This window comes from Acinetobacter sp. AYS6, assembly GCF_025630795.1.
GTDB lineage: Bacteria > Pseudomonadota > Gammaproteobacteria > Pseudomonadales > Moraxellaceae > Acinetobacter.
This window is the reverse complement of record NZ_JAOTNV010000008.1, coordinates 299,668-325,388: the sequence shown is the minus strand read 5'-3', so window position 1 is coordinate 325,388 and position 25,721 is coordinate 299,668. Positions and strand designations below refer to the sequence as shown.

Annotated in this window: 26 protein-coding genes, 3 tRNA genes and 1 pseudogene; 19 read left to right on the top strand and 11 right to left on the bottom strand. The window is 40.9% G+C overall.

Translation table 11 applies throughout. The annotated features are described in order from the left end of the window. Positions 1-68 precede the first annotated feature (68 nt). Both OD757_RS14295 and OD757_RS14290 read left to right on the top strand, forming a co-directional pair. Positions 69-923, top strand: coding sequence for a methylated-DNA--[protein]-cysteine S-methyltransferase (locus tag OD757_RS14295; protein WP_411267188.1), 855 nt, complete (start codon positions 69-71; stop codon positions 921-923). Continuing rightward, complete coding sequence (locus OD757_RS14290) at positions 920-1,531, top strand: alpha-ketoglutarate-dependent dioxygenase AlkB family protein (RefSeq protein WP_009393241.1); 612 nt, start codon at positions 920-922, stop codon at positions 1,529-1,531. Before OD757_RS14295 ends, OD757_RS14290 begins: the two co-directional genes overlap by 4 nt. 194 nt (positions 1,532-1,725) lie before the next feature. Here OD757_RS14290 and OD757_RS14285 read toward each other — a convergent pair whose 3' ends face one another. Then, the gene (locus OD757_RS14285; protein WP_009393025.1) at positions 1,726-2,499 is read right to left on the bottom strand and encodes an IclR family transcriptional regulator; all 774 of its coding nucleotides are present in this window, start codon (positions 2,497-2,499) and stop codon (positions 1,726-1,728) included. A 367-nt stretch (positions 2,500-2,866) separates the two neighbouring features. Between OD757_RS14285 and OD757_RS14280 the strand changes: the two are divergent. From OD757_RS14280 to OD757_RS14265, 4 genes and pseudogenes are all read left to right on the top strand, one after another. Further along, a pseudogene (locus tag OD757_RS14280) lies at positions 2,867-2,999 on the top strand (hypothetical protein). Beyond that, positions 2,990-5,089: an FUSC family protein gene (locus tag OD757_RS14275; protein WP_263032275.1), complete on the top strand. Its 2,100-nt coding sequence runs from the start codon at positions 2,990-2,992 to the stop codon at positions 5,087-5,089. The pseudogene OD757_RS14280 and the gene OD757_RS14275 overlap by 10 nt, the downstream one beginning before the upstream one ends. Next, entirely contained in the window at positions 5,082-5,288 is a 207-nt protein-coding gene (locus tag OD757_RS14270) for a DUF1656 domain-containing protein (RefSeq protein ID WP_004795042.1), read from the top strand. Before OD757_RS14275 ends, OD757_RS14270 begins: the two co-directional genes overlap by 8 nt. A gap of 39 nt (positions 5,289-5,327) precedes the next feature. Next, entirely contained in the window at positions 5,328-6,329 is a 1,002-nt protein-coding gene (locus OD757_RS14265) for an HlyD family secretion protein (protein ID WP_009392986.1), read from the top strand. 57 nt (positions 6,330-6,386) lie between these two features. On the opposite strand, the gene ruvX is transcribed toward OD757_RS14265, so the two are convergent. The 3 genes from ruvX to recN form a co-directional block, all read right to left on the bottom strand. Further along, on the bottom strand, positions 6,387-6,827 hold the full coding sequence (ruvX, locus tag OD757_RS14260) for a Holliday junction resolvase RuvX (RefSeq protein ID WP_263032274.1): 441 nt from the start codon (positions 6,825-6,827) through the stop codon (positions 6,387-6,389). Beyond that, positions 6,827-7,381, bottom strand: coding sequence for a YqgE/AlgH family protein (locus tag OD757_RS14255; RefSeq protein ID WP_003654562.1), 555 nt, complete (start codon positions 7,379-7,381; stop codon positions 6,827-6,829). Before OD757_RS14255 ends, ruvX begins: the two co-directional genes overlap by 1 nt. Positions 7,382-7,506: 125 nt before the next feature. Further along, positions 7,507-9,174, bottom strand: coding sequence for a DNA repair protein RecN (gene recN / locus OD757_RS14250; protein ID WP_009392954.1), 1,668 nt, complete (start codon positions 9,172-9,174; stop codon positions 7,507-7,509). A gap of 114 nt (positions 9,175-9,288) precedes the next feature. Between recN and OD757_RS14245 the strand changes: the two genes are divergently transcribed. The 4 genes from OD757_RS14245 (at position 9,289) to OD757_RS14230 (ending at position 12,801) form a co-directional block, all read left to right on the top strand. Then, the gene (locus OD757_RS14245) at positions 9,289-10,599 is read left to right on the top strand and encodes a tetratricopeptide repeat protein (RefSeq protein ID WP_263032273.1); all 1,311 of its coding nucleotides are present in this window, start codon (positions 9,289-9,291) and stop codon (positions 10,597-10,599) included. Positions 10,600-10,675: 76 nt separating this feature from the next. Further along, entirely contained in the window at positions 10,676-11,002 is a 327-nt protein-coding gene (locus tag OD757_RS14240; RefSeq protein WP_009392983.1) for a pyrimidine/purine nucleoside phosphorylase, read from the top strand. A 102-nt stretch (positions 11,003-11,104) separates the two neighbouring features. Next, on the top strand, positions 11,105-11,854 hold the full coding sequence (gene rlmB, locus OD757_RS14235; RefSeq protein ID WP_009393119.1) for a 23S rRNA (guanosine(2251)-2'-O)-methyltransferase RlmB: 750 nt from the start codon (positions 11,105-11,107) through the stop codon (positions 11,852-11,854). A 32-nt stretch (positions 11,855-11,886) separates the two neighbouring features. Continuing rightward, positions 11,887-12,801, top strand: coding sequence for a DMT family transporter (locus OD757_RS14230; RefSeq protein ID WP_263032272.1), 915 nt, complete (start codon positions 11,887-11,889; stop codon positions 12,799-12,801). Here the strand turns inward: OD757_RS14230 and coaE are convergent. Genes coaE through pilB form a run of 4 tightly spaced genes read right to left on the bottom strand, consistent with a single transcriptional unit; the run spans position 12,798 to position 17,222 of the window. Then, entirely contained in the window at positions 12,798-13,394 is a 597-nt protein-coding gene (gene coaE / locus OD757_RS14225; protein WP_263032271.1) for a dephospho-CoA kinase, read from the bottom strand. The two genes, OD757_RS14230 and coaE, sit on opposite strands and share 4 nt — an antisense overlap. Position 13,395: 1 nt before the next feature. After that, positions 13,396-14,256 (bottom strand): prepilin peptidase, encoded by an 861-nt coding sequence (locus tag OD757_RS14220; RefSeq protein ID WP_263032270.1) that lies wholly within the window; start codon positions 14,254-14,256, stop codon positions 13,396-13,398. Further along, positions 14,256-15,482: a type II secretion system F family protein gene (locus OD757_RS14215; protein WP_263032269.1), complete on the bottom strand. Its 1,227-nt coding sequence runs from the start codon at positions 15,480-15,482 to the stop codon at positions 14,256-14,258. The genes OD757_RS14220 and OD757_RS14215 overlap by 1 nt, the downstream gene beginning before the upstream one ends. A 27-nt stretch (positions 15,483-15,509) precedes the next feature. Beyond that, a complete protein-coding gene (gene pilB, locus OD757_RS14210; RefSeq protein WP_263032268.1) occupies positions 15,510-17,222 on the bottom strand; it encodes a type IV-A pilus assembly ATPase PilB in 1,713 nt (570 codons plus the stop codon). 291 nt (positions 17,223-17,513) lie between these two features. Between pilB and tpiA the strand changes: the two genes are divergently transcribed. The 9 genes from tpiA (at position 17,514) to OD757_RS14165 (ending at position 24,443) form a co-directional block, all read left to right on the top strand. Further along, positions 17,514-18,308, top strand: a complete 795-nt coding sequence (tpiA, locus tag OD757_RS14205; RefSeq protein WP_009393253.1) for a triose-phosphate isomerase — start codon at positions 17,514-17,516, stop codon at positions 18,306-18,308. A gap of 12 nt (positions 18,309-18,320) precedes the next feature. Beyond that, positions 18,321-18,650, top strand: a complete 330-nt coding sequence (secG, locus tag OD757_RS14200; RefSeq protein ID WP_005037186.1) for a preprotein translocase subunit SecG — start codon at positions 18,321-18,323, stop codon at positions 18,648-18,650. A 56-nt stretch (positions 18,651-18,706) separates the two neighbouring features. Continuing rightward, a tRNA-Leu gene (locus OD757_RS14195) sits at positions 18,707-18,791 on the top strand. 38 nt (positions 18,792-18,829) lie between these two features. After that, positions 18,830-18,906, top strand: a tRNA-Met gene (locus tag OD757_RS14190). Positions 18,907-18,994: 88 nt separating this feature from the next. Further along, a tRNA-Met gene (locus tag OD757_RS14185) sits at positions 18,995-19,071 on the top strand. A gap of 215 nt (positions 19,072-19,286) precedes the next feature. Then, the gene (rimP, locus tag OD757_RS14180) at positions 19,287-19,811 is read left to right on the top strand and encodes a ribosome maturation factor RimP (protein WP_009392981.1); all 525 of its coding nucleotides are present in this window, start codon (positions 19,287-19,289) and stop codon (positions 19,809-19,811) included. Between the two features lie 36 nt (positions 19,812-19,847). Beyond that, the gene (nusA, locus tag OD757_RS14175) at positions 19,848-21,332 is read left to right on the top strand and encodes a transcription termination factor NusA (protein WP_009393117.1); all 1,485 of its coding nucleotides are present in this window, start codon (positions 19,848-19,850) and stop codon (positions 21,330-21,332) included. A 10-nt stretch (positions 21,333-21,342) separates the two neighbouring features. Next, complete coding sequence (gene infB / locus OD757_RS14170; protein ID WP_009392995.1) at positions 21,343-24,042, top strand: translation initiation factor IF-2; 2,700 nt, start codon at positions 21,343-21,345, stop codon at positions 24,040-24,042. Continuing rightward, positions 24,042-24,443: a ribosome-binding factor A gene (locus tag OD757_RS14165; protein ID WP_009393224.1), complete on the top strand. Its 402-nt coding sequence runs from the start codon at positions 24,042-24,044 to the stop codon at positions 24,441-24,443. Before infB ends, OD757_RS14165 begins: the two co-directional genes overlap by 1 nt. 60 nt (positions 24,444-24,503) lie before the next feature. Here the strand turns inward: OD757_RS14165 and OD757_RS14160 are convergent, their stop codons facing one another. Genes OD757_RS14160 through OD757_RS14150 form a run of 3 tightly spaced genes read right to left on the bottom strand, consistent with a single transcriptional unit; the run spans position 24,504 to position 25,720 of the window. Then, entirely contained in the window at positions 24,504-24,908 is a 405-nt protein-coding gene (locus tag OD757_RS14160; RefSeq protein ID WP_005037179.1) for a Na+/H+ antiporter subunit G, read from the bottom strand. Between the two features lie 12 nt (positions 24,909-24,920). Next, positions 24,921-25,196, bottom strand: coding sequence for a monovalent cation/H+ antiporter subunit F (locus OD757_RS14155; protein ID WP_004795001.1), 276 nt, complete (start codon positions 25,194-25,196; stop codon positions 24,921-24,923). After that, positions 25,193-25,720: a Na+/H+ antiporter subunit E gene (locus OD757_RS14150; RefSeq protein WP_263032267.1), complete on the bottom strand. Its 528-nt coding sequence runs from the start codon at positions 25,718-25,720 to the stop codon at positions 25,193-25,195. Before OD757_RS14150 ends, OD757_RS14155 begins: the two co-directional genes overlap by 4 nt. Position 25,721 lies beyond the last annotated feature (1 nt).

Genomic DNA, 25,721 nt, shown 5'->3' with positions numbered 1-25,721 from the left:
GCAAGAATCGGGTCGTCACCGAGCTTTGGCTACTTTAATGTAAGATATAAGTGCTAAGGAGGTGACACATGCAAATGCTTTCTTCTCGGCAATTTGCTGTAATTGCCAATGTAATTGAATATTTATATGAACATCTTGACCAGCAACCCAGTCTGGACGATGTAGCAAGTCATATGAATTTAAGTTCAGGTTATATCCAACGTCAGTTTCAAGAATGGGTGGGTATTAGCCCGAAAAAATTTGTTCAATATATGAGTTTGCAACAGGCTAAATATTATCTGTTGCAAAAGCGAAGCTTATTAGAAACTGCTTTAAACACGGGTTTGTCGGGTACTGGCCGTTTACATGATCTGTTTATTCAGCTCGAAGGGATGACGCCTGGTGAATATAAACAGCAAGGCGAAGGCGTTATTCTGAATTATTCGGTTGAGACAAGCCCATTTGGTGAGCTCTCGGTTGTAAGTAGTGAAAAGGGCATATGCTCGATTCGTTTTATCGAGACTCGTGAGAATATTGAAGATTTAATTAAGCAGTATTTTCCAAAAGCTCAATTGATAAATCACTCGCCGATTTGGCATCAACAAGTGGCAGAGTGGTTCGGACAGGATTTTTCAGAACGCTTACAGCAAAAACTTCCTCTTAATTTGGCTGGAACCCCATTTCAACTGCAAGTATGGGAAGCCTTGCTCACCATTCCAGAAGGGCAATTGCGGACTTATCAAGATATTGCTGAGCAAATTGGCAAACCTAAAGCTGTTCGAGCTGTTGCTACCGCAATTGGACAAAACCCGATTGCCTATCTGATTCCCTGCCATCGAGTGATCCGCGCAACAGGAATGGTCGGAGAATATCATTGGCAAAAAGGACGTAAATTGGCATTGTTAGCTTGGGAGATGTCAAAGCAACAGGGAGAGACCGTATGACCTTGGATTTATTTTCTCCAGAACCTTGTGAGAATTTATTACCCTACGATGGTGAAGTTCAGGACTATGGTTGTATTTTAAGCCCTGAAGAAGCTGAACAATATTTTCACTATCTTTACCAGCACCTCGCATGGAAACATGACGAGGCTAAGTTATATGGCAAGCACTTTATTACCCCCAGAAAAGTTGCATGGTATGGAGATAATTATTATCAATATAAATATTCTGGTGTCGCACGTGATTCTTTGCCTTGGGATAAAGCACTTGCCCAACTAAAACAACAGGTAGAGCAAATACTTTCAGAAAAATTTAATTCTTGCTTGGCAAACCTTTATGAAGATGGGACTCAAGGTATGGGGTGGCATAGCGACTCAGATGTGTCTTTAGCAAAAACCACAACGATTGCATCTTTAAGTTTTGGAGCTACCCGTAAATTTTCTTTTAGACACATTCGGAGTAAAGAGAAAGTTGAATTATGGCTACAACCAGGTCAACTCATCGTGATGCGTGGCGAGACGCAACAACATTGGCAACATCATTTAAATCGCTCAACCAAGATTTTACAGCCGCGTATCAATCTTACTTTCAGGCAGTTTCAGTTTTCATGAGTTTTATTAAAAATTGGGCAAGAAAAAAGCCCATGGTGGCAACATGAGCTTATTCCTCTGAGGGGGATGCTTCTATTGATGAGCTGCTGATGAAAAGAATCATCAATAGGAGCTAAAATCATAATATGAGAATATTGTGAGATATTCAATGTTTTAAAGTGTAAGAAAAGTTTAAATTATCATAAGGTAGGGTTTTAGATTTCACCTTTTTCAGATAACTCCATAAAACGTTGTTCAATAAGTGCTGCATTTTCTTGTAAAATTTCGATGAGCTTTTCAATATTTAAAAAATCAAAACGATTTTTAGAAGCCACTAAAGTTAAAGCTAAAGGCACTTCTTTGTTCGAAAAACGAACTGGAACGGCAAGGCCAGAAACATTCGGGTCAATCTCACCTTGTGAGAAATAGAACCCTTGTTTTTTAATTTTACGCATACGCTGAATAAAGCTCGGTTCATCTTCTGCAAAACCAGATTGTTTTAATTCTTGCTGGTAACGATGATAGTAGTCCTGCATCCGTTGTTTACTTAAATGCGAAACCATCGTTTTTGGAGATGAGCCAACGTAAATAGGTCTTGGGCAGCCTCGGCCATATGAAAGTAATTCGGTGTCTTTAAATATTTCATGATGAATGTCAATGCAATAGTCATCATTTAAATAGGTGAGCAAGCAACACAGTTCAGTACGCTCTACAATATTGCGCATAAACGGTGTGCTGATCTGAACCAATGGATCTGTTGTTCTTGATACATAGTCAAGAACTGCAATTTTTGAGCCTAAGGTATAATCGCCAGAGGTCCCATTAATGCGTTTTAATAGGTCGGTAGACACCAGTTCTTTTAAATAACGGTAACTGGTTGGTTTAGACAAGCCAAGTTCTTCGCAAATAATATCGACATTAATCACTGGACGCGAAACTGAAAATAGGTCCAGTACGGTTAAAATTTTGCCAAAACTTGAAATTGCCATAGTGTCTTGTTCGTATCCTTTAACAACGAGTCATCTTTGAGTTTTTATAACAGAAAAAAAGAAAATTTGTCTCAATTCTAAAATAAATGCCTGATTTGAGTATTTTACTCTGACAAAGAGAAAACTTCTCTTGGCTCATACATCATATACGATTATTAAAAAACATATCAAATTATCAAATAGAGATATTTTAGTTGACTAAATCGCTTTATTTTGAAAAAATTGCCAAACAAAATATCTAATCGAGAAATTAGTCGGTTCTAGGCGAATTTCTTGATACCTCTTCTTTCCAAAGTTTGGCCGTTTAAATAACGTCCCAACTGAAATCATCTGGGCCAATCAGGCAGGATGTGGAAAAATCATTGTATTGAAGGATGCTCCTCATCTCATTTGCTTTTAGGCAAATGACAAAGTTTTGTTGTCTTTAGAAAAGACAATTTAACATTGACGAGCATGCTCATCAGTTCAAATCTGTATTTGAGATGAGTTCATGTTATTAAAGCAAATACTGGCGTTTCGCCCGAGTAGGCTTGATCTGATCTTTGCAATCAAAACATTTATTGCCGGGATGCTGGCGTTATTTGTTTCATTTGAATTAGATCTGATTAATCCAATGTGGTCGATTGGTACAGTCCTGATTATTGCCAACCCTTATTCAGGAATGGTGTCCTCTAAGTGTGTCTATCGTGTTATAGGAACGATGGGTGGGGCAGTGGTTGCCTTAACGCTAACGCCACATCTCATTAATACACCTTGGTTATTTACCGTGGTGTTGTCGTTGTGGGTGGGTTTTGCACTTTATGTGTCTTTACTCGACCGGACTCCACGTAGTTATGCTTTTATGCTGGCGGGTTACTCGACAGCCATGATTGTCTTCAATGCGATTACGTATATTGATCAATACAATATTTTTGATATTGCTTTAGCTCGGGTCATTGAGATTTCGATTGGGGTGATTTCAAGCGCTGTGGTTTCTGCCACCGTTCTTCCAATGCATATTGGTTCTGCGATTAAGCAGCGCGTCATCAAAACGCTTAAAGATACAGAGAATCTGTTTGCTAATTTATTAACTGCTGATCCGCAGCAGAACAATACTCAACTTTTAGCGACCATTACTCGCGACACCACCGATATTCATGCTTTGGCAGTACATTTGAGTTATGAAAAGGGTGAGTTGCATGGCATGACCAAACCTTTGCAGGAAATGCTTCATCAAATTTCAATGGTCGTTGCTAATTTGGTCGCTTTATCTGAGCGTATTAAGCAGCTTCAAGAACTTCGGTTTATCGAAACTCATTCAGAAAAATTGCAACAGCTTTCAGCACATGTTGTACATTTTCTGGAGCAAAAAGATCTGATTATTGATGAAAATATTTTGCAGTTACCAGACGAGTTTGAAAGTGATTTCTTGAGTTTAATGGAATCTGCTTCTACACATCAGCAAGTTTTGGTGGCAGCCATGAAAATGGACGTGCGGCATTTTATTAGCAATGTTTTAGCAGTTAAAGTTTTATGGCAACGAATTCAGCAAGGTAATAAAGAAATCCCTGACAACATTACTCCGATGACCACCAAATATCCAAGTTTACACCGTGACCATGGGGTAGCTATACGAGGTGGTATTAGTGCAGTCCTCATTACATTTATTGTGACTGGGGGCTGGATTATTTCGGGGTGGAAAGCTGGATTTATGATGGCGCAAATGGGTGCAGTAACTGCCTGTATTTTAACGGCCTTAGATAACCCTGTTCCAGTTTTGCGTATTTTTATCTGGGGCAGTATTGCTTCAGCAGTTTTAGTCTTCGTTTATGCATTTGGTATTTTCCCTCATGTCACCACATTCTGGGAGCTTGGACTGGTTTTATTGCCGATGTTCCTGTTTGCTGTGTCTATGATGGCCAATCAAATGCTTATGCCAGTAGGCATGGTTTTGGGTATTAATACCATGATGGGCCTGAATCTACATAATGCTTATAGCATGGATGCGGTGTCTTATCTTGATGGTTCTTTTGCCATGATCTTAGGCGTTTTAGTGTCGTTGGTTGTCATCGACGTTGTTCGTGCAATGTCTCCAGACACGAGTGCCAGCCGTATTCTGGCCTTGCATTATCGTGCCATGAGACAAGCGATCTATTTGCCTTATGGTCTTGATTTTAAAGTTCACTTACGCAGTATGTTGGACCGAATTGGAATTCTTAACAGTAAAGTAGTGCAATCTAATGAGATTAAAACCTCAATTCATCAAGCATTGATTGAATCGAGTAGTATTGTCGATTTAAGTAGATTACAAGAACTGGCAAATCAGACTCCGCAAAATTCGGAACTGGCTCATCACATCGGAAATTTGCAACAAAATTTAGATGAACTGTTTAGAGCTAAAGAAAATGATGTAGATAATACGGTGGCTTTGGTTGAGCAAATCCATCACGGCTTATTTGAATTAAAACAGCTTGCTTCAAATATTGAAGATATGACCATGCGACAAAGATTACTCATTTCACTTAACAATATTGCTTATAGCATGTGTCATGTTTCATCAGATCAAATGAATGAAAACAGCACCTTAAGAGGAGCCACAGCAAATGGGTGAGTTTAATGTTTATGGTATTTACGTGCCTTCTTTGCTCGTTCAAGCGCTCTTGGCATATATATGTTTTCGTGGGTTAAGTCCTTTGACCAATAAGTGGATTGCACAAGGCTGGATTGCATTACCTAGTATTTTTAATTTGTGTTTTTACCTTTTATTGCTTTTGGTCATACATCAAATTTTTGTTGGGGTGGGTGCATAGAGATGAATGCGAAATTAAAGATTGAGTTAGGTGAGTGAAATGAATCAGGTGGATTTGAAAAAGGTCATCCGTCCAGTAATTTTGATTGTCGCATTAATGGTCGCGGTCTATACCATTGTGCATTTGTGGAACTACTATAATGCAGCGCCGTGGACACGCGATGGTCGAGTGCGTGGTGACGTTATTCAAGTATCTTCAGATGTAGCAGGTCTTGTCACAGAAGTATTAGTGCAAGATAACCAGACTGTGAAAAAAGGTCAGGTACTCTTTAAAATTGATGTTTCTCGCCGAGCTTTAGATGTAGAGCAAGCAAAATCTGATTTAGCAAAAGCGAAAGCAGCATTTGCTCAAGCAGAAGCAGGCTTAGCTCAAGCAAAAGCAAACTTAATTAAATCGGCCAGCAATATCAAATTGGCCGAGAAAAATGCCAGTCGTTATTCAAACTTAATGGATGGGGCTATCTCTAAACAAGAACAAGACCAAGTGTTTGCAACACGTGATCAATCCCATGCAGAGCATGAGCAGCTAGAAGCAGCAATTCAGCAGGCTGAAGCAACGGTTAAGCAACAACAGGCTCTCATTGAGGTTGCAACAAGCAATTTACATTTAGCCGAACTTAATATGCATCGTGCCGCAGTCATTGCTCCCGCTGATGGGACTTTATCTAACTTTGATATGCGTCCAGGCAACTATGTTCAAGTGGGGCAGGCTGTTGCAGCATTGCTTGATCGTAAACAGCTCTATGTGGTGGGCTATTTTGAAGAGACGAAGTTAAACCGTATTCATGTAGGCGATCAGGCTACTGTGCAATTAATGGGTGATAACCAGAAAATTAAAGGCCATGTACAAGGTATTGCATCGGGTATTGAAGACCGTGAGCGTTCAAGTAGCTCTAAGCTTCTTGCTAATGTAAATCCAACTTTTAGTTGGGTTCGTTTAGCGCAGCGTGTACCTGTGAAGATTGTGTTAGATGAAACACCGAAAAATCAGCTTGCTTTTGTTTCTGGACGAACAGCGACTGTACATATCGTTGAAAAATAAAATCGAAGTGATTTAATTTAAAAAAAGCATGTAGTTAAAACTACATGCTTTTTTGTCTTATGGCGTAAGACCTACAGGATTTCTGTACCAACTTTGAATAAGTAGTGCCGCGGCAAAACTATCTGCTGATAGCTTTTTCGCTCGACCTTGCTCTTGGTAAAAACCGAGCTCTTCTCTCGCTTCACGTGTAGTTAAACGCTCATCCACCATCAATGTTTCTATGTTGGTTTGATGACGTAAACGTCTCGCAAATTTGCGAGCACGGGTAGAGAGTTCTGACTCGCTATCGTCCATATTTAATGGTAGGCCAACCAAAAATAAATCAGGTTGCCATTCTTTCACGATTTTTAAGAGCTGATCCCAGTTCGGGATACCGTCTTTCATGATAAATAGAGGGAGAGGGTTGGCACTTTCAATTGAAGATTGGCCAATCGCCATTCCCATTTTTTGAGTGCCAAAGTCAAAAGCCATAATCGATTTTGGTGGTGTATCGGTCATTAAGCGTGTCCGATTTCAGATGCTAGCCACGCACGATCTACACCGATTTTTTTATAAGCTGCATCCCAACGGTCATCATAAGGCAGGTTAAAAATCAGGTCCATATCGGCATCGCAAATGAGCCAGTCACCACGCGTAATTTCGTCTTCTAACTGATTTTTGCTCCAGCTCGCATAGCCTAGAGCAATCTGATATCGACCTACACCTTCATTATGGGCAATCGCATCAAGAATATCTTTACTGGTGGTAATACAAACATTTTCACCCACAGCAATAGATGAATGCCATGTCGGTTGTCCAGTATGAAGAACAAATCCAGCTTCAGGACGTAAAGGGCCACCTTGTAAAACCGCATGTGGATTTACATTGTCTGCTTCAATGTCGAGATCATTGAGTAATTCTTTAATTTGAATACCAGAAGGACGATTAATAATAATGCCTTGGGCACCTTCTTCATCATGACGGGCAAGATAAATTACAGTGTTTGCGAAAAAGTCATCTGCCATTTCTGGCGGGGCAATCAGACAACGGTGAGTCAGATATTGTTTGGTCACCTAAGCGGTTCTCCCTCAAAAAATGTCACTAGAGGGCCTCTCGACCCTTTTATCTATATAGGTTCTTTTTATCAACATACAAGAGTTAATCGGATTTCGCCAATCTTTTTCTCTCATTTTCTTTATTAATTTGAAGAAGCCTGAAATTTAAGTTGGCGTAATTGTTTTGCGTGCTGCAAGGTTGTTTCATTAATTTCCACACCACCTGACATGCGAGCTAACTCGAAAATGATTTGATTTTCATCAAGTTCCACAATTGTACTGCTGGCTGGGTCAGTTTGTTGTTTTTTCACTAATAAATGCTGATCAGATTGTGCAGCAACTTGTGCTTGGTGAGTAATACATAAGAGCTGAACATGTTGTGCTAAATCGGCAAGTAAACGTCCTACAACTTCTGCAGTGCCACCACTAATCCCGACATCAATTTCATCAAACACTAATACTTCGGCTTCAGTTTTTTCTGCATTCATGACTTGCATCACGAGTGCAATACGAGAAAGCTCACCACCTGAAGCCACACGTGCCAATGGTTGTGGAGGAATACCTTTATTGGCAGTAAATAAAAGTTGAATAAAGCTTAAACCCTCTGCACCTGGTTGCTCTAATGGTTCGAACTTAAACTCGAAGTGTGCCTCTGGTAGCGCTAAAGGTTTCACTTGTTCAGTTAATTGTTTCGCAAGCGGAGCGGCAGCTTCACGACGTATATTGTCTAAATGCTGAGCTTTTTCTAAAAACTCCTCATGCGATTTTTCAACTTGCTCTGCTAGAGTTTCTGGGTCTTCAAGTTGATGTAACTGCTCAAGCTCAAGTTGCCAAGCTTCATATTCCTCTTTGAGCGTTTCTGGTTGAGTCCGATATTTGCGTGCCAGACGATGAAAAACCTCAAGTTTAGAGTTGAGCTCTTCCATTCGCTCTGGATCAAAACTTTGTCGATCAATAAATTGACGCAAGTTTGCTGTTGCATCATCTATTTCACTTTGAGCATTCAATAAAGAATTATAAATCTCAGAAAGGTGTTCGCTACGCCCAGCATGGGACTCTAGTCGGCGAATAATCGAAGACATTTCTTGAGTAATATTTTGCTCGGCTTCATCTAAAACATTTAAGCTGTAGCTACAGTCTTGCATGATATGTTCATGATGACTAAGGCGATCAAACTCTTGCTCAATTTCTTTATAGTCAGTTTGAATAACCTCTTCGAGTTCTTCAATTTGATGCTCTAAAGTGCCAATACGTTGTAAACGGGTTGCTTGCGCATCTAAAGCTGCTTGGTGCAAACGAATCGTGCGTTGCCATGTGCTATAGGCTTCACGTACATCATTCGCTTCAACATAAAAATTGTTATAACGATCTAACCAATGTTTTGGATAAGGTGGTTCAAGAAGTTGCTGCTGGCTGTGCTGACTATAGAGTTGAACCAGCAAGCGTCCCAATTCTTTAAGTTCAGATAAACTGCTCGGGCGGCCATTGACCCATGCTTTACTACGGCCAGTTGCAAAAATAACACGACGTAAATGAATTTCCCCAGAATCATCATCTAGCTCGTGTTCTTGTAGCCATTTTGCTTCAGGGCTATTATTTTGATAGGTAAAAACAGCGGTGATATCCGCTTTGTCCGAACCATAGCGGACATAATTCGTATCGGTACGTTCCCCTAGACAGGCAGAAAGTGCATCCAGTAATAATGATTTTCCGGCACCTGTTTCACCTGTTAGAACATTAAATCCCTGTTCTATATCAATAGCTAAATGATCAGCTAATGCAAAATTAATTAAAGTTAAATGTGTGAGCATAAACGCATCCAACGCGCCAAATTATGGGTTAAAGATAGAGAAGTTTTGAATTTGCTACAAGTGATCTATTATTCTAACTGAAATTATAGAACAGCAAGATTGCGGATATTTACAATGAAAAAAACATTAAGCTTACCGAAACCGCCCATAGGGATGATCAATCGTCACAAAAAAAACAATCCTGCGGAAATGAATAAAATTTTAAATCAACATTTTAATGCATTTAAACAAGCTGCCGCACAAGGCGATTATGCCAAAGCTTATCAACATGTTAAACAAGCTGTTAGTTTAGTTCCTAAACATCCGGGAGCTTTAGCTGACTTGGCTTATACCGAACTACGCTTAGGCCGTTATAACGATGCCTATCAACATTATTTACAAGCGATTCAGGCCAGCGGTCCTGCTGTAAATACAAATTTATATGATGGACTTACAGAAGTTTGTCATCATTTAAATAAAAAAGAAGAAACAATCAAATTTGGACGCTTGGCAATTACAACAAAAAAAGAACTTGCTAAGAGTGAGCCTGTTTTGCCGATTCCAAATCATGCACCACCCGAGTTTAGTTCAAACCCTCAAGAAAATATTATTGCTTTTTCATTGTTTGGAGCAAACCCACGTTATTGTGAAACCTCTATTTTAAATACTGAGTTAGCTAAACAGATTTATCCAGAGTGGACGTGCCGATTTTATGTCGATGAAAGTGTGCCAGTACCTATCCAACAGCGCTTAAAAGAGAAGGGCGCGCAAGTTATTCAGGTTACAGATTCTCAGAAACAACTATCTGGCCTGTTTTGGCGCTTTTTGGTGATGGATGATCCGACAATTAAGCGTTTTCTGATACGTGATGCCGACTCTATTGTGTCGCATCGTGAAAAGGCTGCTGTAGATGCATGGCTCAAAAGTGATAAGTGGTTTCACTTAATGCGAGATAACTATTCTCATACTGAGCTAATTCTGGCTGGAATGTGGGGCGGATGTACGGGGATTTTTCATAATATTGAAGCACATATCAGGGATTATGTTGTCACCGGACGTTATTTGGATAATCGGGTGATGGATCAACATTATCTGCGTTATTGTATTTGGCCGACTTTAAAACAGAGCGTGCTGATACACGATAGCCAACAATTTGATTCAGATAGTATCGATTTTCCAGCTTATGATCTGGCGTTAATGCAAAGCGACAATGAAAATTTTCATGTAGGAATGAATGACGGTTCACCAGTAATTGCTACAGCAGTTACCCATCCAACAGCTCAAAGAGTGTGTTGGGTGCTCCTCGATGAAAATCAGGTCGAAGTTTGCAGATACGATGCAATTGTGTCGAATAGTCGAAATATTGAGATTAACTTACCTCATGCTTTTGCCAAAAAAATTCAGGCCGAGCAGTGGAAATTACAAGTCTATCCGTATGAAAACTGATTGATTAGTTATTTAGGCACAATTAAACTACATTCATCATAATTTATATAAATACGGCATTATCTGGAGAGTGTGCATGAGTACAAACCAATTTGATCATGTAACGGTCATCAAAAAATCAAACGTTTATTTTGGTGGAGCATGTATCAGCCATACTGTGCAATTTGAAGATGGAACGAAAAAAACACTAGGTGTTATTTTGCCGACTGAGCAACCTTTAACTTTTGAAACGCATGTACCTGAGCGTATGGAAATTATTTCAGGTGAATGCCGCGTAAAAATTGCAGACAGTAATGAAAGCGAATTGTTTCGTGCAGGCCAATCTTTTTATGTGCCTGGAAATAGCGTTTTCAAAATCGAAACTGATGAAGTGCTCGATTACGTGTGCCATTTAGAAGGCTAAGAAATTCCTGTTCAAATCGGGTACACTATGCCCAAAGAAATCCTGCGAAGTTGGCTTTGCAGGATTTTTATTTTTTTGCTCAAACGTTGTTAGAGGTCATGCATGGCAAAACAGGAATATTATTATGGCGTTCATTCAGTGGAGTCATTGTTAGAGCTTGAGCCGGAGCGTGTGCTAACCCTGTTTACTTTAAAAGGACGGGATGATCAGCGTTTGCAAAAGATTTTGCAATTGGCAGAGCCTTTTGGAATCAGTGTACAAAAAGCAAGCCGCGATAGTCTTGAAAAACTTGCAGGTCTACCATTTCATCAAGGCGTAGTTGCAGCAGTGCGTCCGCATCCTGTCTTAAATGAACAAGATCTTGATAAAATCTTAAGTGAAACTCCAGATGCCTTGTTGTTGGCGTTAGATCAGGTGACAGACCCGCATAACTTAGGGGCTTGTATCCGTACCGCCGCTGCGATGGGCGTGCAAGCAGTCATAGTGCCTCGTGATCGCTCAGCAAGTTTAACGCCGACTGCTCGTAAAGTTGCAGCCGGTGGAGCCGAGAAAGTTAAATTCATTCAAGTCACAAATTTAGCCCGTACATTGGCTCATCTTAAAGAAACTACGCATGTACGTGTGATTGGTACCATGCTTGATGAAAGCGCGTTACCACTTCAAAAATGTGATTTTTCTGGCCCGGTTGTGATTGTAATGGGAGCAGAAGATACAGGTTTGCGCCCAATTACACAGGCACAGTGTGATCATAAAGTTTATATTCCGATGTCTGGAAATTTACAGAGTCTCAATGTGAGCGTGGCAACGGGTATGGCACTTTATGAGGCTTGCCGTCAGCGTTCTGAGGTATAATTTAGCTGCCTTTCTAGTTTTTAAGTCTTGATATGTCTCCCCGTAAGCAAGGTTATTTCTTTGTATTGGTGACCATGTGCATTTGGGGCGGGTTTACACTTTTTGCCCGTTTAAATGCACAGTGGCACATCAGTGCTTGGGACATTGCCGCACTGCGCTTCGCTTTAGCCTTCTTAATTTTAATGCCTATTCTGATCTATAAGAAAGATCTCGCTTTTTTATGGAGTAAGCATGCGGTTATTTTGGCACTCATTGGCGGCGTCATCTATTGTCTTACCGTCTATACTGCTTTTCTCTATGCGCCCGCGGCACACGCTGCAATTTTCTTAAATGGTTGTATCCCAATTTGTACTGCGTTTGCAGCATACATTTTATTTAGGCAGCCATTTGATAAACATACATGGGTGAGTCTTGCAATCATGATAGCCGCTTTGGCCCTTATGAGCGCTTTGATGCTGCAAAGTAATGCTTCTGCTTTTGGAGTAGGTGATTTACTCCTTTTTATTAGTGCGATTTGGTGGGGCATTTTTACTGTGTTACTTAAACAGTGGAAACTGTCTGCATGGCACTCTATGGCAAGTGTTGCGATTTGGTCTGCAATTATTTATTTGCCCATCTATCTTTTATTTTTGCCTAAGCATTTCATGCAAGTCAGTCCTGTCCACTTAGCGATACAAGGCATTTTCCACGGTGTGTTTGTGGTTATTATTGCGACTCTGACTTATGTAGCAGCGATTCAGCGACTTGGCGCTTTTAAAACAGGAAGTATTGTAACTTTGGCGCCGTTTATTGCTGCCATTTTAGCTGTACCTTTACTCGGTGAAGCATTAAGCCCATCTATTGTTGTGGGCTTGGTCGGAATGGGAATCGGTGCCTTACAACCTTGGCGCTGGTTTCGACAAGACAGCTTGGCACAACAAATTAAGCAGCAAAATAAACAAGATTAGTTGGTGCGCTTCAAATAGCTTTGATGTAAGGGCTCTAATTGCTGATATAAATGCTCGAGTAATCCATCATTAAACACAATGTCATTAGCAAGTTCGCGTTTACGCTCACGTGGCATTTGTGCGGCAATAATTTTCTGAATTTGTTCTTGGTTTTGTCCATCGCGCTGGCTGGCACGCTGAATTTGAGTTTGTTCACTCGCATCAACTAATAAAGTGTGGTTAACCAATTCATGCTGGTTGGTTTCGAAAAGTAGCGGTGAAACCAAAATCACATATGGACTTTTTGGGTTTTGTAGCTGTTGAATAATAGACTGGCGAATGGCTGGATGTGTGATTTTCTCAAGTATTTTTCTTGCTTCAGGATTTTGAAATATATACTCGCGTAGAGCACGACGGTCTAGGCTTCCATCAGGTTGAAGCACCCAATCTCCAAAAGTTTGTTGGATTTTTTGCAGGGCAGGTTGGCCTTTTTCAACCACTTCGCGAGCAACGATGTCGGCATCGACGACTTGTATTCCTTGGGACTCAAACCATTGTGTTGCAGCAGATTTTCCGCTACCAATTCCACCTGTGACTCCCAGAATAAAAGCCATCTTAACCTCCCAAATAGATTTTCATAATCTGGTCACCCCATAAAAAGGCAACCCAACCTGCAATGGCAATGTAGGGCCCAAAGGCAAAGGGCTGATTGTCATTACGTAATTTTAGTAAAATGATGCCAATAATTGCACCCAGTAAAGATGACAATAGCACAATTAATGGCAGCATCAATGGCCCCATCCATGCGCCTAAAGCGGCAAGCAACTTAAAGTCGCCGTAACCCATGCCTTCTTTGCCAGTAATCACTTTAAACAGGTAATACACAATCCACAGGCATAAAAAACCGATTAAGTAACCCCAAATGGCTGAAGTGGGGCTGGTGTAAATGCTAAAGGTATTAATGCCTAAACCAAGTGCGGCCAAAGGCAGAGTAAAGCGATCAGGTAATAACTGCGTATCGAAATCAATAAAGGTTAAAGCAATTAAAACCCAAGTAAGGACTAATCCAAAAAGCATTTGTATGGTTGGGCCAAATACCATGACCACAACCAGTGAACATGCCATGGTGAGTAGTTCAATGGCTGGGTAGCGCATACTGATAGGGTGCTGACAATGCCCACATTTTCCTTTTAAAACCAACCAGCTTATGACAGGAATATTTTGGTACCAGCGAATGGGCTGGTGACACGCTGGGCATGAGGAAGCAGGTTTACTTAATGTCAGTTTTCCATGGTCAATAATGGGCTGCTCAGGATCGAGCAACATTTGACATTCTTGATGCCAATCTTGCTCCATCATTTTTGGGGTGCGGTAAATCACCACATTTAGAAAGCTACCAATACACAGGCTCAATAAAGCAACTGCAATATAAAGTGCAGTTAAGTTTTGAATAAAATAAGCAATCATTTCTTGCATTATACGACTGAGCCCATTTGGAAAATTGGAAGATACATAGCAATAACCAGACCGCCTACGAGTACCCCTAAAATTGCCATGATTAAAGGTTCCATCATTGAAGTTAAGCCATCGACGGCATTATCAACTTCATTTTCATAGTAAGTGGCAACTTTATCGAGCATGCTGTCTAGTGCACCAGATTCTTCACCAATTGCGACCATTTGTATAGCCATCGATGGAAAACGATTTGAAACGCGCATTGCAAATTGGAGTTGTTGACCTGTTGCAACATCTTCACGAATTTTCATTACAGCTTGTTCATAAATAACATTGTTGGTTGCACCAGCCGTTGATTCAAGCGCATCAATGAGCGGAACACCTGCGGCAAAGGTGGTGGCTAAAGTACGGCTGTAGCGGGCAATAATTGCCTTGTAAACCAGATCACCAAAAATGGGTAATTTAAGAGTGAGTTTATCTAAACCATCACGGAATTTTTTACTGCGCTTTTTAGCTTCCAGAAATGCGGCAATAATTGCACCAATCACAATAATCATAATGAACCAGTATTCCTGCATCCATTTCGACATGTTGACAACCATTTGAGTAAAAGCAGGCAAATCCGCACCAAAGGAAGAAAACAGGTCTTGGAAAACGGGAACGACTTTAACCATCAAAATAATAGTAACGATTATGGCTACCACAACAACTGTGGCCGGGTATTTCATGGCCTTCTTAATTTTCTGTTTGAGTAATTCACTTTTTTCTTTGTAAATTGCCACGCGGTCTAGCATGGTTTCAAGCGCACCCGATTGTTCGCCAGACTCTACAAGCGAGCAAAACAATTTGTCGAAGTGTTGAGGATACTTTCTTAAAGCAGAGGCAAAGGTACTACCACCTTCAACTTCACCTTTAATACCAAGCACTACCTCGCGCATAGCTGGGTTTTCTAAACCCTCCGCTACAATTTCAAAGCCTTGTACCAATGGAACACCAGCTTTCATCATGGTTGCAAGTTGTCGGGTAAAAATCGTGATATCGAGCGTTGATACTTTTTTCTTGAATAAACCCTCAAGAATATTTTTACGCTTTTCCCGAATATTACGGACAGTTACCCCTTGTTTGCGTAGGGTGACTTTGGCTAAAGCCATATTTTTAGCCGGAAGTTCTCCCTTAATTTTTACGCCTTTACGGTCAACCCCTTCATAAGCAAAAGTCGGCATCAATTGTGCCTTTTTGACAGTCATGACATTATCCTTATTTTAAATTGTCTTTTATTCACTGGTCACGCGATTGACTTCTTGTAAAGAAGTAACACCTTGCATGACTTTCTTTAAACCTGAGCGACGCAGATTACTAAACCCCAATTTTTCAGAAGCAGCAGCGATTTCTAAAGCGTTGCCATCTTCCATAATAATCTTGGAAATCTCAGGTGTGACTTTCATTACTTCATAAATACCAACTCGACCTTTGTAACCCTCACGACATTCTGGACAACCGACTGGCTGAAAAACTTGAAAATCGGGATGTGTGAGGTCTTGTTCGGTAAAACCCATTTCTAATAGGCTCTGTTTAGGAATATCCGCAGCTATTTTACATTGTGAACATAATCGACGTGCCAAACGCTGAGCAATGACCAGATTGACCGATGTCGCAATATTAAAAGAGGGAACTCCCATATTGCGTAGGCGAGTCAGTGTTTCAGGGGCACTGTTGGTATGGAGCGTAGACATCACCATATGCCCCGTCTGAGCCGCCTTAATCGCGATTTCAGCTGTTTCTAAATCACGAATCTCACCAACCATAATAATGTCAGGATCCTGACGTAAAAATGATTTAAGCGCAGCCGAAAAAGTAAGGCCTACCTTAGAGTTCACGTTCACCTGATTAATACCTTCAAGGTTAATTTCGACTGGATCTTCAGCAGTCGAAATATTGGAACTTTCAGTGTTTAAAATATTGAGCCCTGTATATAAAGATACTGTTTTACCGGAACCCGTCGGACCTGTGATTAAAAGCATACCTTGTGGCTTATCTAATGCTTCCATAAAGAGCGCTTTTTGCTCTTCTTCATATCCTAGAGCATCAATTCCCAGCATGGCACTCGATGGGTCGAGGATACGCAGAACTAGCTTTTCACCAAATAAGGTCGGAAGTGAATTCACACGAAAATCAATTGCTTTAGATTTCGATAACTTGAGTTTGATACGACCATCTTGAGGGACACGCTTTTCGGAAATGTCCATTTGGGACATTACTTTTAAACGTGAAGCTAAACGATTAGCCAGTTGCAAAGGCGGATTGGCAATTTGACGCAAAACGCCATCAACCCGATAACGGACTCGATACGATTTTTCATAGGGTTCAAAATGTAAATCAGAAGCTCCCATACGAATCGCATCAATTAATAACTTGTTAATATATTTAACAATAGGTGCTTCATCGCCCTGCGGAGTATCTTCATCCTCTTCTGGAGCAGTTGAATTATCAAGATCTACATCAAGATCAAATTCTTCATCACTAAACTCGAAATTGCTTTCTTCAGTAAATTGCTGCGCCAGAATTTTCTCAAGTTTATGATGTTCGACAATAACTGGCTCAACCATTAGCTTGCTGTTGAACCGAATAGCATCAATAGCCTCAATATTACTGGGATTACTGGTCGCAACATATAAAATCTGTCCTCTTTGTATAAGAGGTAAGACCCGATGTTTTAAAATCAGTTTCTGGTCGACCAAATCTTTGGGAATTTGGCTGGGATCGTAAACGTCCAGATCAAAATATGGTTCAGAAAATTCAATAGAAATTGTTTCAGCTAATAAAGAAGGAGATAGATGAATCTCTTCAATCAGGTACGCAACCGTATCCCGCTTAGCTCTTTTTGCTGCATCTAATGCTGTTTGCATGGTCGCTGCCGACACATGTTTTTCTTCGACTAATCGTCGAAAAAACCCCGAAAATTTTGGAGATGTATGTATGACTGACATCTGCCTACCTATGCTCATATGTTTATAATTGGTATATAAAAAATTATACTTTTGTTATCTAAAATTACTACCTGAGAAAATGATGCTCTCGTCTTGATCCGATTGTTAAAGCTTGAACCAGTCGAAGTTTTTATTCATTAATTTTTAAAAGGTGCGGCTTTTGGTTCAATAAAGTTTTATTACTGTTTTCAAATAGTAGAAAAGATATGAGTAAAGCCGTTAAAGAAAAGTATCTGAAATTTGTAGAAATGCGTGTAGAATGTGCTGCATTTTTGATGAAAGGTGAGCCGTATGTCGGGTTCGACGATTACGCCTTGGGTAGTTGGCAACTGGAAAATGAACCCAATGCGTGCCAATGCCAAACAACTTATAGAAGAATTTAAACAACTATTGCAACAAAACGAAATTACAGATGAAAGCTGTCATGTCGGGGTTGCTCCGGTTTCTATTGCACTTGCAATGGTACAAACACAATTGCAAGATGCTGCAAGAACAGTATATACAGTTGCACAAGATGTTTCTCGTGTAGCAGGTACGGGCGCCTATACGGGTGAAGTCAGTGCAGAATTATTAAAAGATAGCCAAATTAATTTTGTATTGGTGGGTCATTCTGAACGCCGTGATTTATTAGGTGATAACGTTGAAATTTTGAAGGCTAAACTCCAAAACTCTTTAAATGCAGGCTTAACTGTCATTTATTGTGTAGGTGAAAGCCTCGAACAGCGTGAACAAGGTTCGGCAGAGCAGGTTGTATTGCAACAAATCTGTGATATAGCTCCTGTAGTGACCGCAGAGCAGTGGCAAAAGCAAATTGTAATTGCTTATGAGCCAATCTGGGCAATTGGTACAGGTAAAACTGCTTCACCAGAAGATGCACAGGCAATGCATGCTAAAATCCGTGAAGGTTTAAGTCAGATTACCTCTGCGGGTCCAGACATTGCGATTTTATATGGCGGTAGTGTAAAAGCTGAAAATGCAGTCGAGTTGGCAGCATGTCCAGATATTAATGGCGCGTTGGTAGGAGGAGCTTCGTTAAATGCAGCCTCTTTCTATCAAATCGTAGAAGCCTTTGCACAAAGTAAATAACGAGGATAGGGTATGCACTCTTTTGTACTGATCGTACATATTATTTTAGCGGTACTGATGATTGGCTTGATTCTAGTGCAACACGGTAAAGGTGCGGACGCTGGTGCCTCTTTCGGTGGTGGCGGAGCAGCAACTGTATTTGGTGCATCAGGTTCAGCTAATTTCCTTACTCGCCTTACTGCTGTTTTAACAGCACTGTTTTTTGTGACGAGTTTAACCTTAGCTGTTTTTGCGAAAAAACAGACTACTGAGGCATATAGTTTGAAAACTGTACAAACAACAGCACCAATTCAAACAACATCGCCTGAAACTTCACCAAATGCACCAAAAACGAGTCAATAATTCGAAATAAGGCTTTCCTTTTGCAGTTGGAAGCACTAGAATGCGTCCCACAAGCTGCGGTGGTGGTGGAATTGGTAGACACGCTACCTTGAGGTGGTAGTGCCTTCGGGCGTGGGGGTTCAAGTCCCCCCTTCCGCACCAACTTTGAACCAGAAAGTTGAGTGCAAGCAGTTTTTTGATGCGGGATGGAGCAGTCTGGTAGCTCGTCGGGCTCATAACCCGAAGGTCGTTGGTTCAAATCCAGCTCCCGCTACCAAATTGATTAAGGTGCAACTTAATCAGACAGTATCGAGAAAGTTTACATTGACTTTATTTGATATTTGTATATAATTTTTGCACGTTGATGCGGGATGGAGCAGTCTGGTAGCTCGTCGGGCTCATAACCCGAAGGTCGTTGGTTCAAATCCAGCTCCCGCTACCAAGTTTCTTAAAAGAGGCTCACAGACAAGTGGGCCTTTTTGCACAGTGGACTATTGTTTTCTGTGCAAGATAGGGGCGATTAACGCCCTTTTTTATTGGTTATCGTATCGCTATCGTGTAGTTTCGACATCAATTGGTCAAATAGTCATGCTTCACTATAGTAGGTCTGTGTCGGTTAAAACAACCGATTGAATCGCACGAGAATGACGAGAGTAAATGAAATTATCAAATAAATCCCAAGCATTGCATGACTTAATTGTTCCTGCAGTACAAGCATGTGGTGTCGACCTTTGGGGAATCGAGTTTCTCCCACAAGGCAAACGTTCATTATTGCGTATTTATATCGATAAAGCGGTAAGTGAAGATGCTGAGCCTGTACTTAATGAAGATGGCGAAGTAGAACAAGGCCGTGGTATTGGTGTACAAGATTGTGTGCGTGTAACACAACAAGTTGGCGCAATGCTGGATGTCCATGATCCAATTTCAGGTGAGTATTCATTAGAAGTTTCTTCACCGGGCTGGGATCGTCCATTTTTTCAACTAGAACAGTTACAAGGCTACATTGGACAACAAATAGCTTTACGTTTGATTGCAGCAGTAGAAAACCGTCGTAAATTTCAAGCAAAACTTATCGCAGTAGATCTTGAAAATGAAGAAATTCAGGTTGAAGTTGATGGGAAGCACGTGCTTGAGATCGACAGCAACAATATCGATAAAGCAAACTTGATCTATCAAGATTAAATTTATTAAATTTTATAAGAAATCGGTAGGTGACTTATGGGCCGCGAAATTCTTACCGTTGTTGAAACGGTTAGTAATGAAAAAGGTGTTAGTCGTGAAGCGATCTTCGAGGCTTTAGAACAAGCTCTAGTTGCTGCAACGAAGAAAAGATTTTACGAAGGTACGCATGCTGAAGAAGCTCAGCTTCGTGTAGAAATCGATCGCAAAACTGGTGATTACCGCACATTCCGTCAATGGACTGTTGTGGCAGATGAAGATCATGAAATGCCAGCTTGCCAAGATGCGATTTCTGACCTTGACCCATCTAAATGGTCAATTGGTGATGTGCGTGAACTCGAAGTGGAATCTATTGAGTTCGGTCGTATCGCTGCACAAATTGCAAAACAAGTTATTGTACAAAAAATTCGTGAAGCTGAACGTGCTTTAGTTGCTGATGCATACGAGTCTAAAGTTGGTGAGTTAATCTACGGTGAAGTTAAAAAACAAACCAAAGATGGCTTCATTATCGATTTAGGTGACAACGCTGAAGCTTATCTTGCGCGCGAAGAAATGATTCCTAAAGAAATTCTTCGTCCAAAACAACGCATGAACGCGATTTTATATAATGTTAACCGTGAAGGTCGTGGCGCTCAGTTGTTATTATCGCGCGCTAAGCCTGAAATGTTAATTGCTTTAATGAAGAAAGAAATTCCTGAAATTTCTGAAGAAATTATTGAAATTAAAGCGGCGGCACGTCAGCCAGGCGTTCGTGCTAAAATTGCAGTGAAAACAAATGACCATCGTATTGACCCGGTAGGTGCATGTATTGGTATGCGTGGTACGCGTATTCAAGCGGTACAACAAGAGTTAAACGGTGAACGTATTGATGTAGTGGTCTGGTCTGATGATCCAGCTCAATACATTGCAAGTGCATTAGAACCAGCTGATGTTTCAGGCATCGTGCTTGATGAAGATGCAAGAAGTGCCGATATTATTTTTGCAACCAGCGATCAATTGGCTCGTGCGATTGGCTCACAAGGCCAAAATGTTCGTTTGGCTTCTGATTTAACTGGCTACAAACTCGACATGATGCTTGAAGAAGAGTATCGTGCTCGTCAGCAAAATGAAGCTCAGCAATATCTTGACATGTTTGTATCACGTCTCGATATTGAAGAAGATTTAGCAATGGCATTGGTAGAAATGGGCTTTACCTCTTTAGAAGAGATTGCTTATGTTCCAGCTGAAACTTTTGACGAAATTGAGCTTGATGCTGAATTGGTTGAGTTATTGCAAAGTCGTGCAAAAGAAGCAGCACTTACTGATGCTTTGAAACAGCAAGAAAATATTCAAGAACCGAGCGCAGACCTTCTAACTATGGAAGGCATGACTTCTGAGATCGCTTACTCGCTTGCCGCTCGCGGTATTATTACTGTCGATGATTTGGCAGATCAGGCTACTGACGATATCTCTGATATTGAAGGACTTGGTCATGAAAAAGCAGGTCAATTGATCATGAAAGCTCGCGAATCATGGTTTAACTAGGAGATGAAATATGACGGACAAGTCGATTAAAGAGTTAGCTCTCAGTGTAGGACGTCCTGTTGAGAAGCTCCTAGAACAGGCTCGTGAAGCAGGTTTGCCTCAACGTACAGCAGACGATATTATTACCACTGAACAACAGGATACTTTAGTCAATCATTTGAAAAAAGTGCATGGTCAGGAAAGTGGTAACACAGGAAAAATTGCGTTGAAACGTAAAACAACCAGTACCGCTAAAGTTGCAAGTACTTCAGGTAAAGCAAAAACAATTAACGTAGAAGTACGTAAAAAACAGGTTTTTGCTAAACCAAACCCTGAACAAATTGCAGCTGAAGCTAAAGCACGTGCAGAAGCTGAAGCTAAAACACGTGTAGAACAGCAAACGCGTGACACTGAACAGCAAAACGCGCGTCTTCAAACAGAGCAAAAAGCAAAAGCAACTTTAGATGCTATGCGTGCTGCTCATCAACAAGATAGCGCTGCGCAGACAGCTCCTAAAGCTGCTGTAGTAGTGAAAAAACGTGGTGGTGGTACAGTAAAACCTGCACCAAAACCAGCAGAAACATTAGAGCAAAAGAAAGCGCGTGAAGCACAAACAGCTCAGTTAAAAGCAACTGAAGAAGCTGCGCGTCGTAAAGCGGCTGAAGAAGCTCAGCAACGTACACTTGAACAAATGCGCAAAATGGCGTCTAAGTATTCAAATGACGAGGCTACTACGACAATTCGTGTGATTGATGATTCTCCACTTGCTTCAGGTCTAGTTGGCCAAGCTTATGAAGATTCATTTAAGCAAGAAGACCGTGAAATTAAACGCGGTGGCGCAACCACTAACCCACGTGCGGGTAAAAAAGGTGGTCGTCGTGGTCAAGAAGAGCAAAGCTTTGTTAACCATAACAAACGTGGTTTAAAATCAAGTCAGGCAAATAAGCATGGATTTGAAAAGCCAGTTAAAAAGCAAGTTTATGATGTAGAAATCGGTTCAAGCATTGTTGTTGCCGATCTTGCTCAAAAAATGGCGATTAAAGTACGTGAAGTTATCAAAACACTTATGAAAATGGGTGAGTTGGTTAATCAGGAACAAGCTATTGACCAAGATACAGCAGCACTTGTTGTTGAAGAAATGGGTCATAACCCTGTATTAGTTTCTGATACCCAAGCGGAAGATAACTTGCTTGAAGCGGCTGAAGAAGCACGTGGTGAGCAAACAACTCGTCCGCCAGTTGTTACCATTATGGGTCACGTTGACCATGGTAAAACATCATTGCTTGACCGTATTCGTCGTTCGAAAGTGGCGGCAGGTGAAGCAGGCGGTATTACCCAGCATATTGGTGCATATCACGTTGAAACAGACAAAGGAATTATTACATTCCTTGATACACCGGGACATGCTGCATTTACTTCAATGCGTGCACGTGGTGCTAAAGCAACGGATATCGTTGTATTGGTTGTTGCAGCAGATGACGGTGTAATGCCACAAACTGCAGAAGCAATTGACCATGCGCGTGCAGCGGGTACTCCAATTATTGTTGCTATCAACAAAATGGATAAAGAATCTGCTGATCCAGACCGTGTGTTAAATGAATTAACAACGAAACAAATCGTTCCAGAAGAATGGGGTGGTGATGTTCCGATTGCTAAGGTTTCTGCACACAGTGGACAAGGTATTGATGAACTTCTTGATTTAATTCTTATTCAATCAGAATTGATGGAATTAAAAGCATCTGCTCAAGGTGCTGCTCAAGGTGTGGTTATTGAAGCACGTGTTGATAAAGGCCGTGGTGCAGTAACTTCTATTCTTGTTCAAAACGGTACATTAAATATTGGTGACCTTGTTCTTGCAGGTTCATCATATGGTCGTGTCCGTGCAATGTCTGATGAAAATGGTAAGCCTATTAAATCAGCAGGACCATCTATTCCAGTAGAAATTCTGGGTCTTCCAGATGCTCCAATGGCAGGTGATGAAGTTCTTGTTGTGAATGACGAGAAGAAAGCACGTGAAGTTGCTGATGCTCGTGCTGACCGTGAACGTCAAAAACGTATTGATCGTCAAAGTGCAATGCGCCTTGAAAATATCATGTCGTCAATGGGCAAAAAAGATGTTCCTACAGTCAACGTTGTTTTAAGAACAGATGTACGTGGTACTTTAGAAGCATTGAATGCAGCTTTACATGAATTATCTACTGATGAAGTAAAAGTTCGTGTAATTAGTTCGGGTGTTGGTGCGATTACTGAGTCTGATGTGATTCTTGCTGAATCTTCAGAAGCTGTATTGTTAGGCTTTAACGTTCGTGCCGATACGACTGCTCGTCAGAGAAGTGATCAAGACGGTATCGATATTCGTTACTACAGCATCATCTATGAATTAATTGATGATGTGAAAGATGCCATGAGCGGTAAACTTGCTCCTGAACATCGTGAAACAATCTTGGGTGTTGCTGAAGTACGTGAAGTATTCCACTCAAGTAAGTTTGGTGCAGCAGCAGGCTGTATGGTACTTGAAGGTGTATTGCATCGTAATAAACCGATTCGCGTATTACGTGATGACGTGGTTGTGTTCCAAGGTGAGCTTGAATCTCTTCGTCGCTATAAAGAAGTGGTTGAAGAAGTTCGTGCCGGTATGGAATGTGGTCTTGCGGTGAAAGGTTATAAAGACATCAAAGTGAAAGATAAAATTGAAGTCTATGATGTTCAATTGATTAAACGGAGTCTTTAATGGCGGGTAGCCAACGCTTAAAGCGCATGGCGGATTCAGTGCAACGCGAGTTGTCTGAGCTGATCCGTCAGGAGCTTAAAGATCCTCGCTTAGGTGGTCTAGTGACCATCTCTGCGGTGAAAGTCAGTGCAGACATGGGTTATGCTGAAGTTTATGTCACTGTAATGGGACGTGAACTTGGCGATGAGCAAAGTGAAGCAGCAAATAAAGAAACTTTAGAAGTATTAAATAAAGCTTCTGGTTTCTTGCGTCATGAATTGAGTCGTCGTATCAAGACACGTATTACGCCAAGATTGCGTTTCCATTATGACAAGACGAATGCTTATGGTAACTATATGTTTGGTCTGATCGAGAAAGCGGTAAATGATTTACCGAAACGCGAGTCAGATGACGAACAGTAATATAAATTAATAATAAAAAAGCCACCTTCGGGTGGCTTTTTTATTGATTGGCTTTTCTCTCTACTCTTTAGGAGGGTCCATAGGCGGTTTATTTTGTGAGAAACGCTGTCCAATTTTATAACGGTCCCAAGGCAGGGGGCGCTCAATTGCTTCTGGAACTTCTCCACTCAGCGAACGCAAACGTAAATGTAGCGCAGCTTGAGCAATTAAATTGGCAGAAACCGGTGCGGTAATAAAAGCTAACAGTGTGATCAGTAGCTCGGCAAAACCGAAGCGGCCTTGGAAAGCAAAAAAGATCATAGAAGCGATCAAGAAGCTACCTAATCCTAACGTACTTGATTTTGTGGGTGCATGTAAGCGCATAAATAAGTCAGGTAGACGTACCATCCCAATTGAGCCGACTAACATAAAGAAAGCACCAAAAACCAGAAAGACCGAAACAATAATTTCCATTACAAACTGCATTTTGATCTCTCCTTAATCGATAACATGACCGGTTGTGAAGTAGCGTGCTAAGGCTGCTGTAGATACAAAACCTAGCATAGCAACCAGTAGGGCACCTTCAAATAAAGAGGTCGTCATCCAATAAATGCCTAAAACAACAATCAGGCAAGTTGCATTTAAGAAAAGCGTATCGAGTGCTAAAAGTCGGTCTACAATTGATGGGCCAATGACCAATCTGAAAAGGCAAAGTAGCATAGAGATTGTTATGGCAATCGAGCTAATACCTAGAGCATAGGGTAGGATCGTCATACACTTGTCTCCGTTTTGCTTTTTACATCAAAAATTTCCATAAGTGGCATTTCGTAACGTTGTTTGATGTCTTGAATATCAGATTCGGTGTTATCCGTGCTTAACGCATGAACCAGAATATCTCCACGCTCCTGATCAATACCCGCAGAAACCGTACCGGGTGTTGTGGTAATGATCATTGCCAGTAAGCTATTAACCTGCTCATGTTCCGTTTCTAAGGGCACACGATACCATTTAGGATGTAAATTTTTGGTAGGCCCTAAAACGAGTTTTGCCACCCGAAAGTTAGAAATGACAATATCCCAAAGAACTACAAAATATAATTTAACAGCTGGTTTCCAGTGAATATGTGGTGTACGGGTAATAAATGGTTGGACTAAACGAGGAATGACTAAACCTAAAAGCACTGCCGTCAGAAGGTCGCTAGCATCAAGACTATGTGACAACATCAGCCAAAATAAAATGATAAGAACGGAAACAAATGGATGTGGAAACCAACGTTCAAGCAAATGAGATAACTGCATT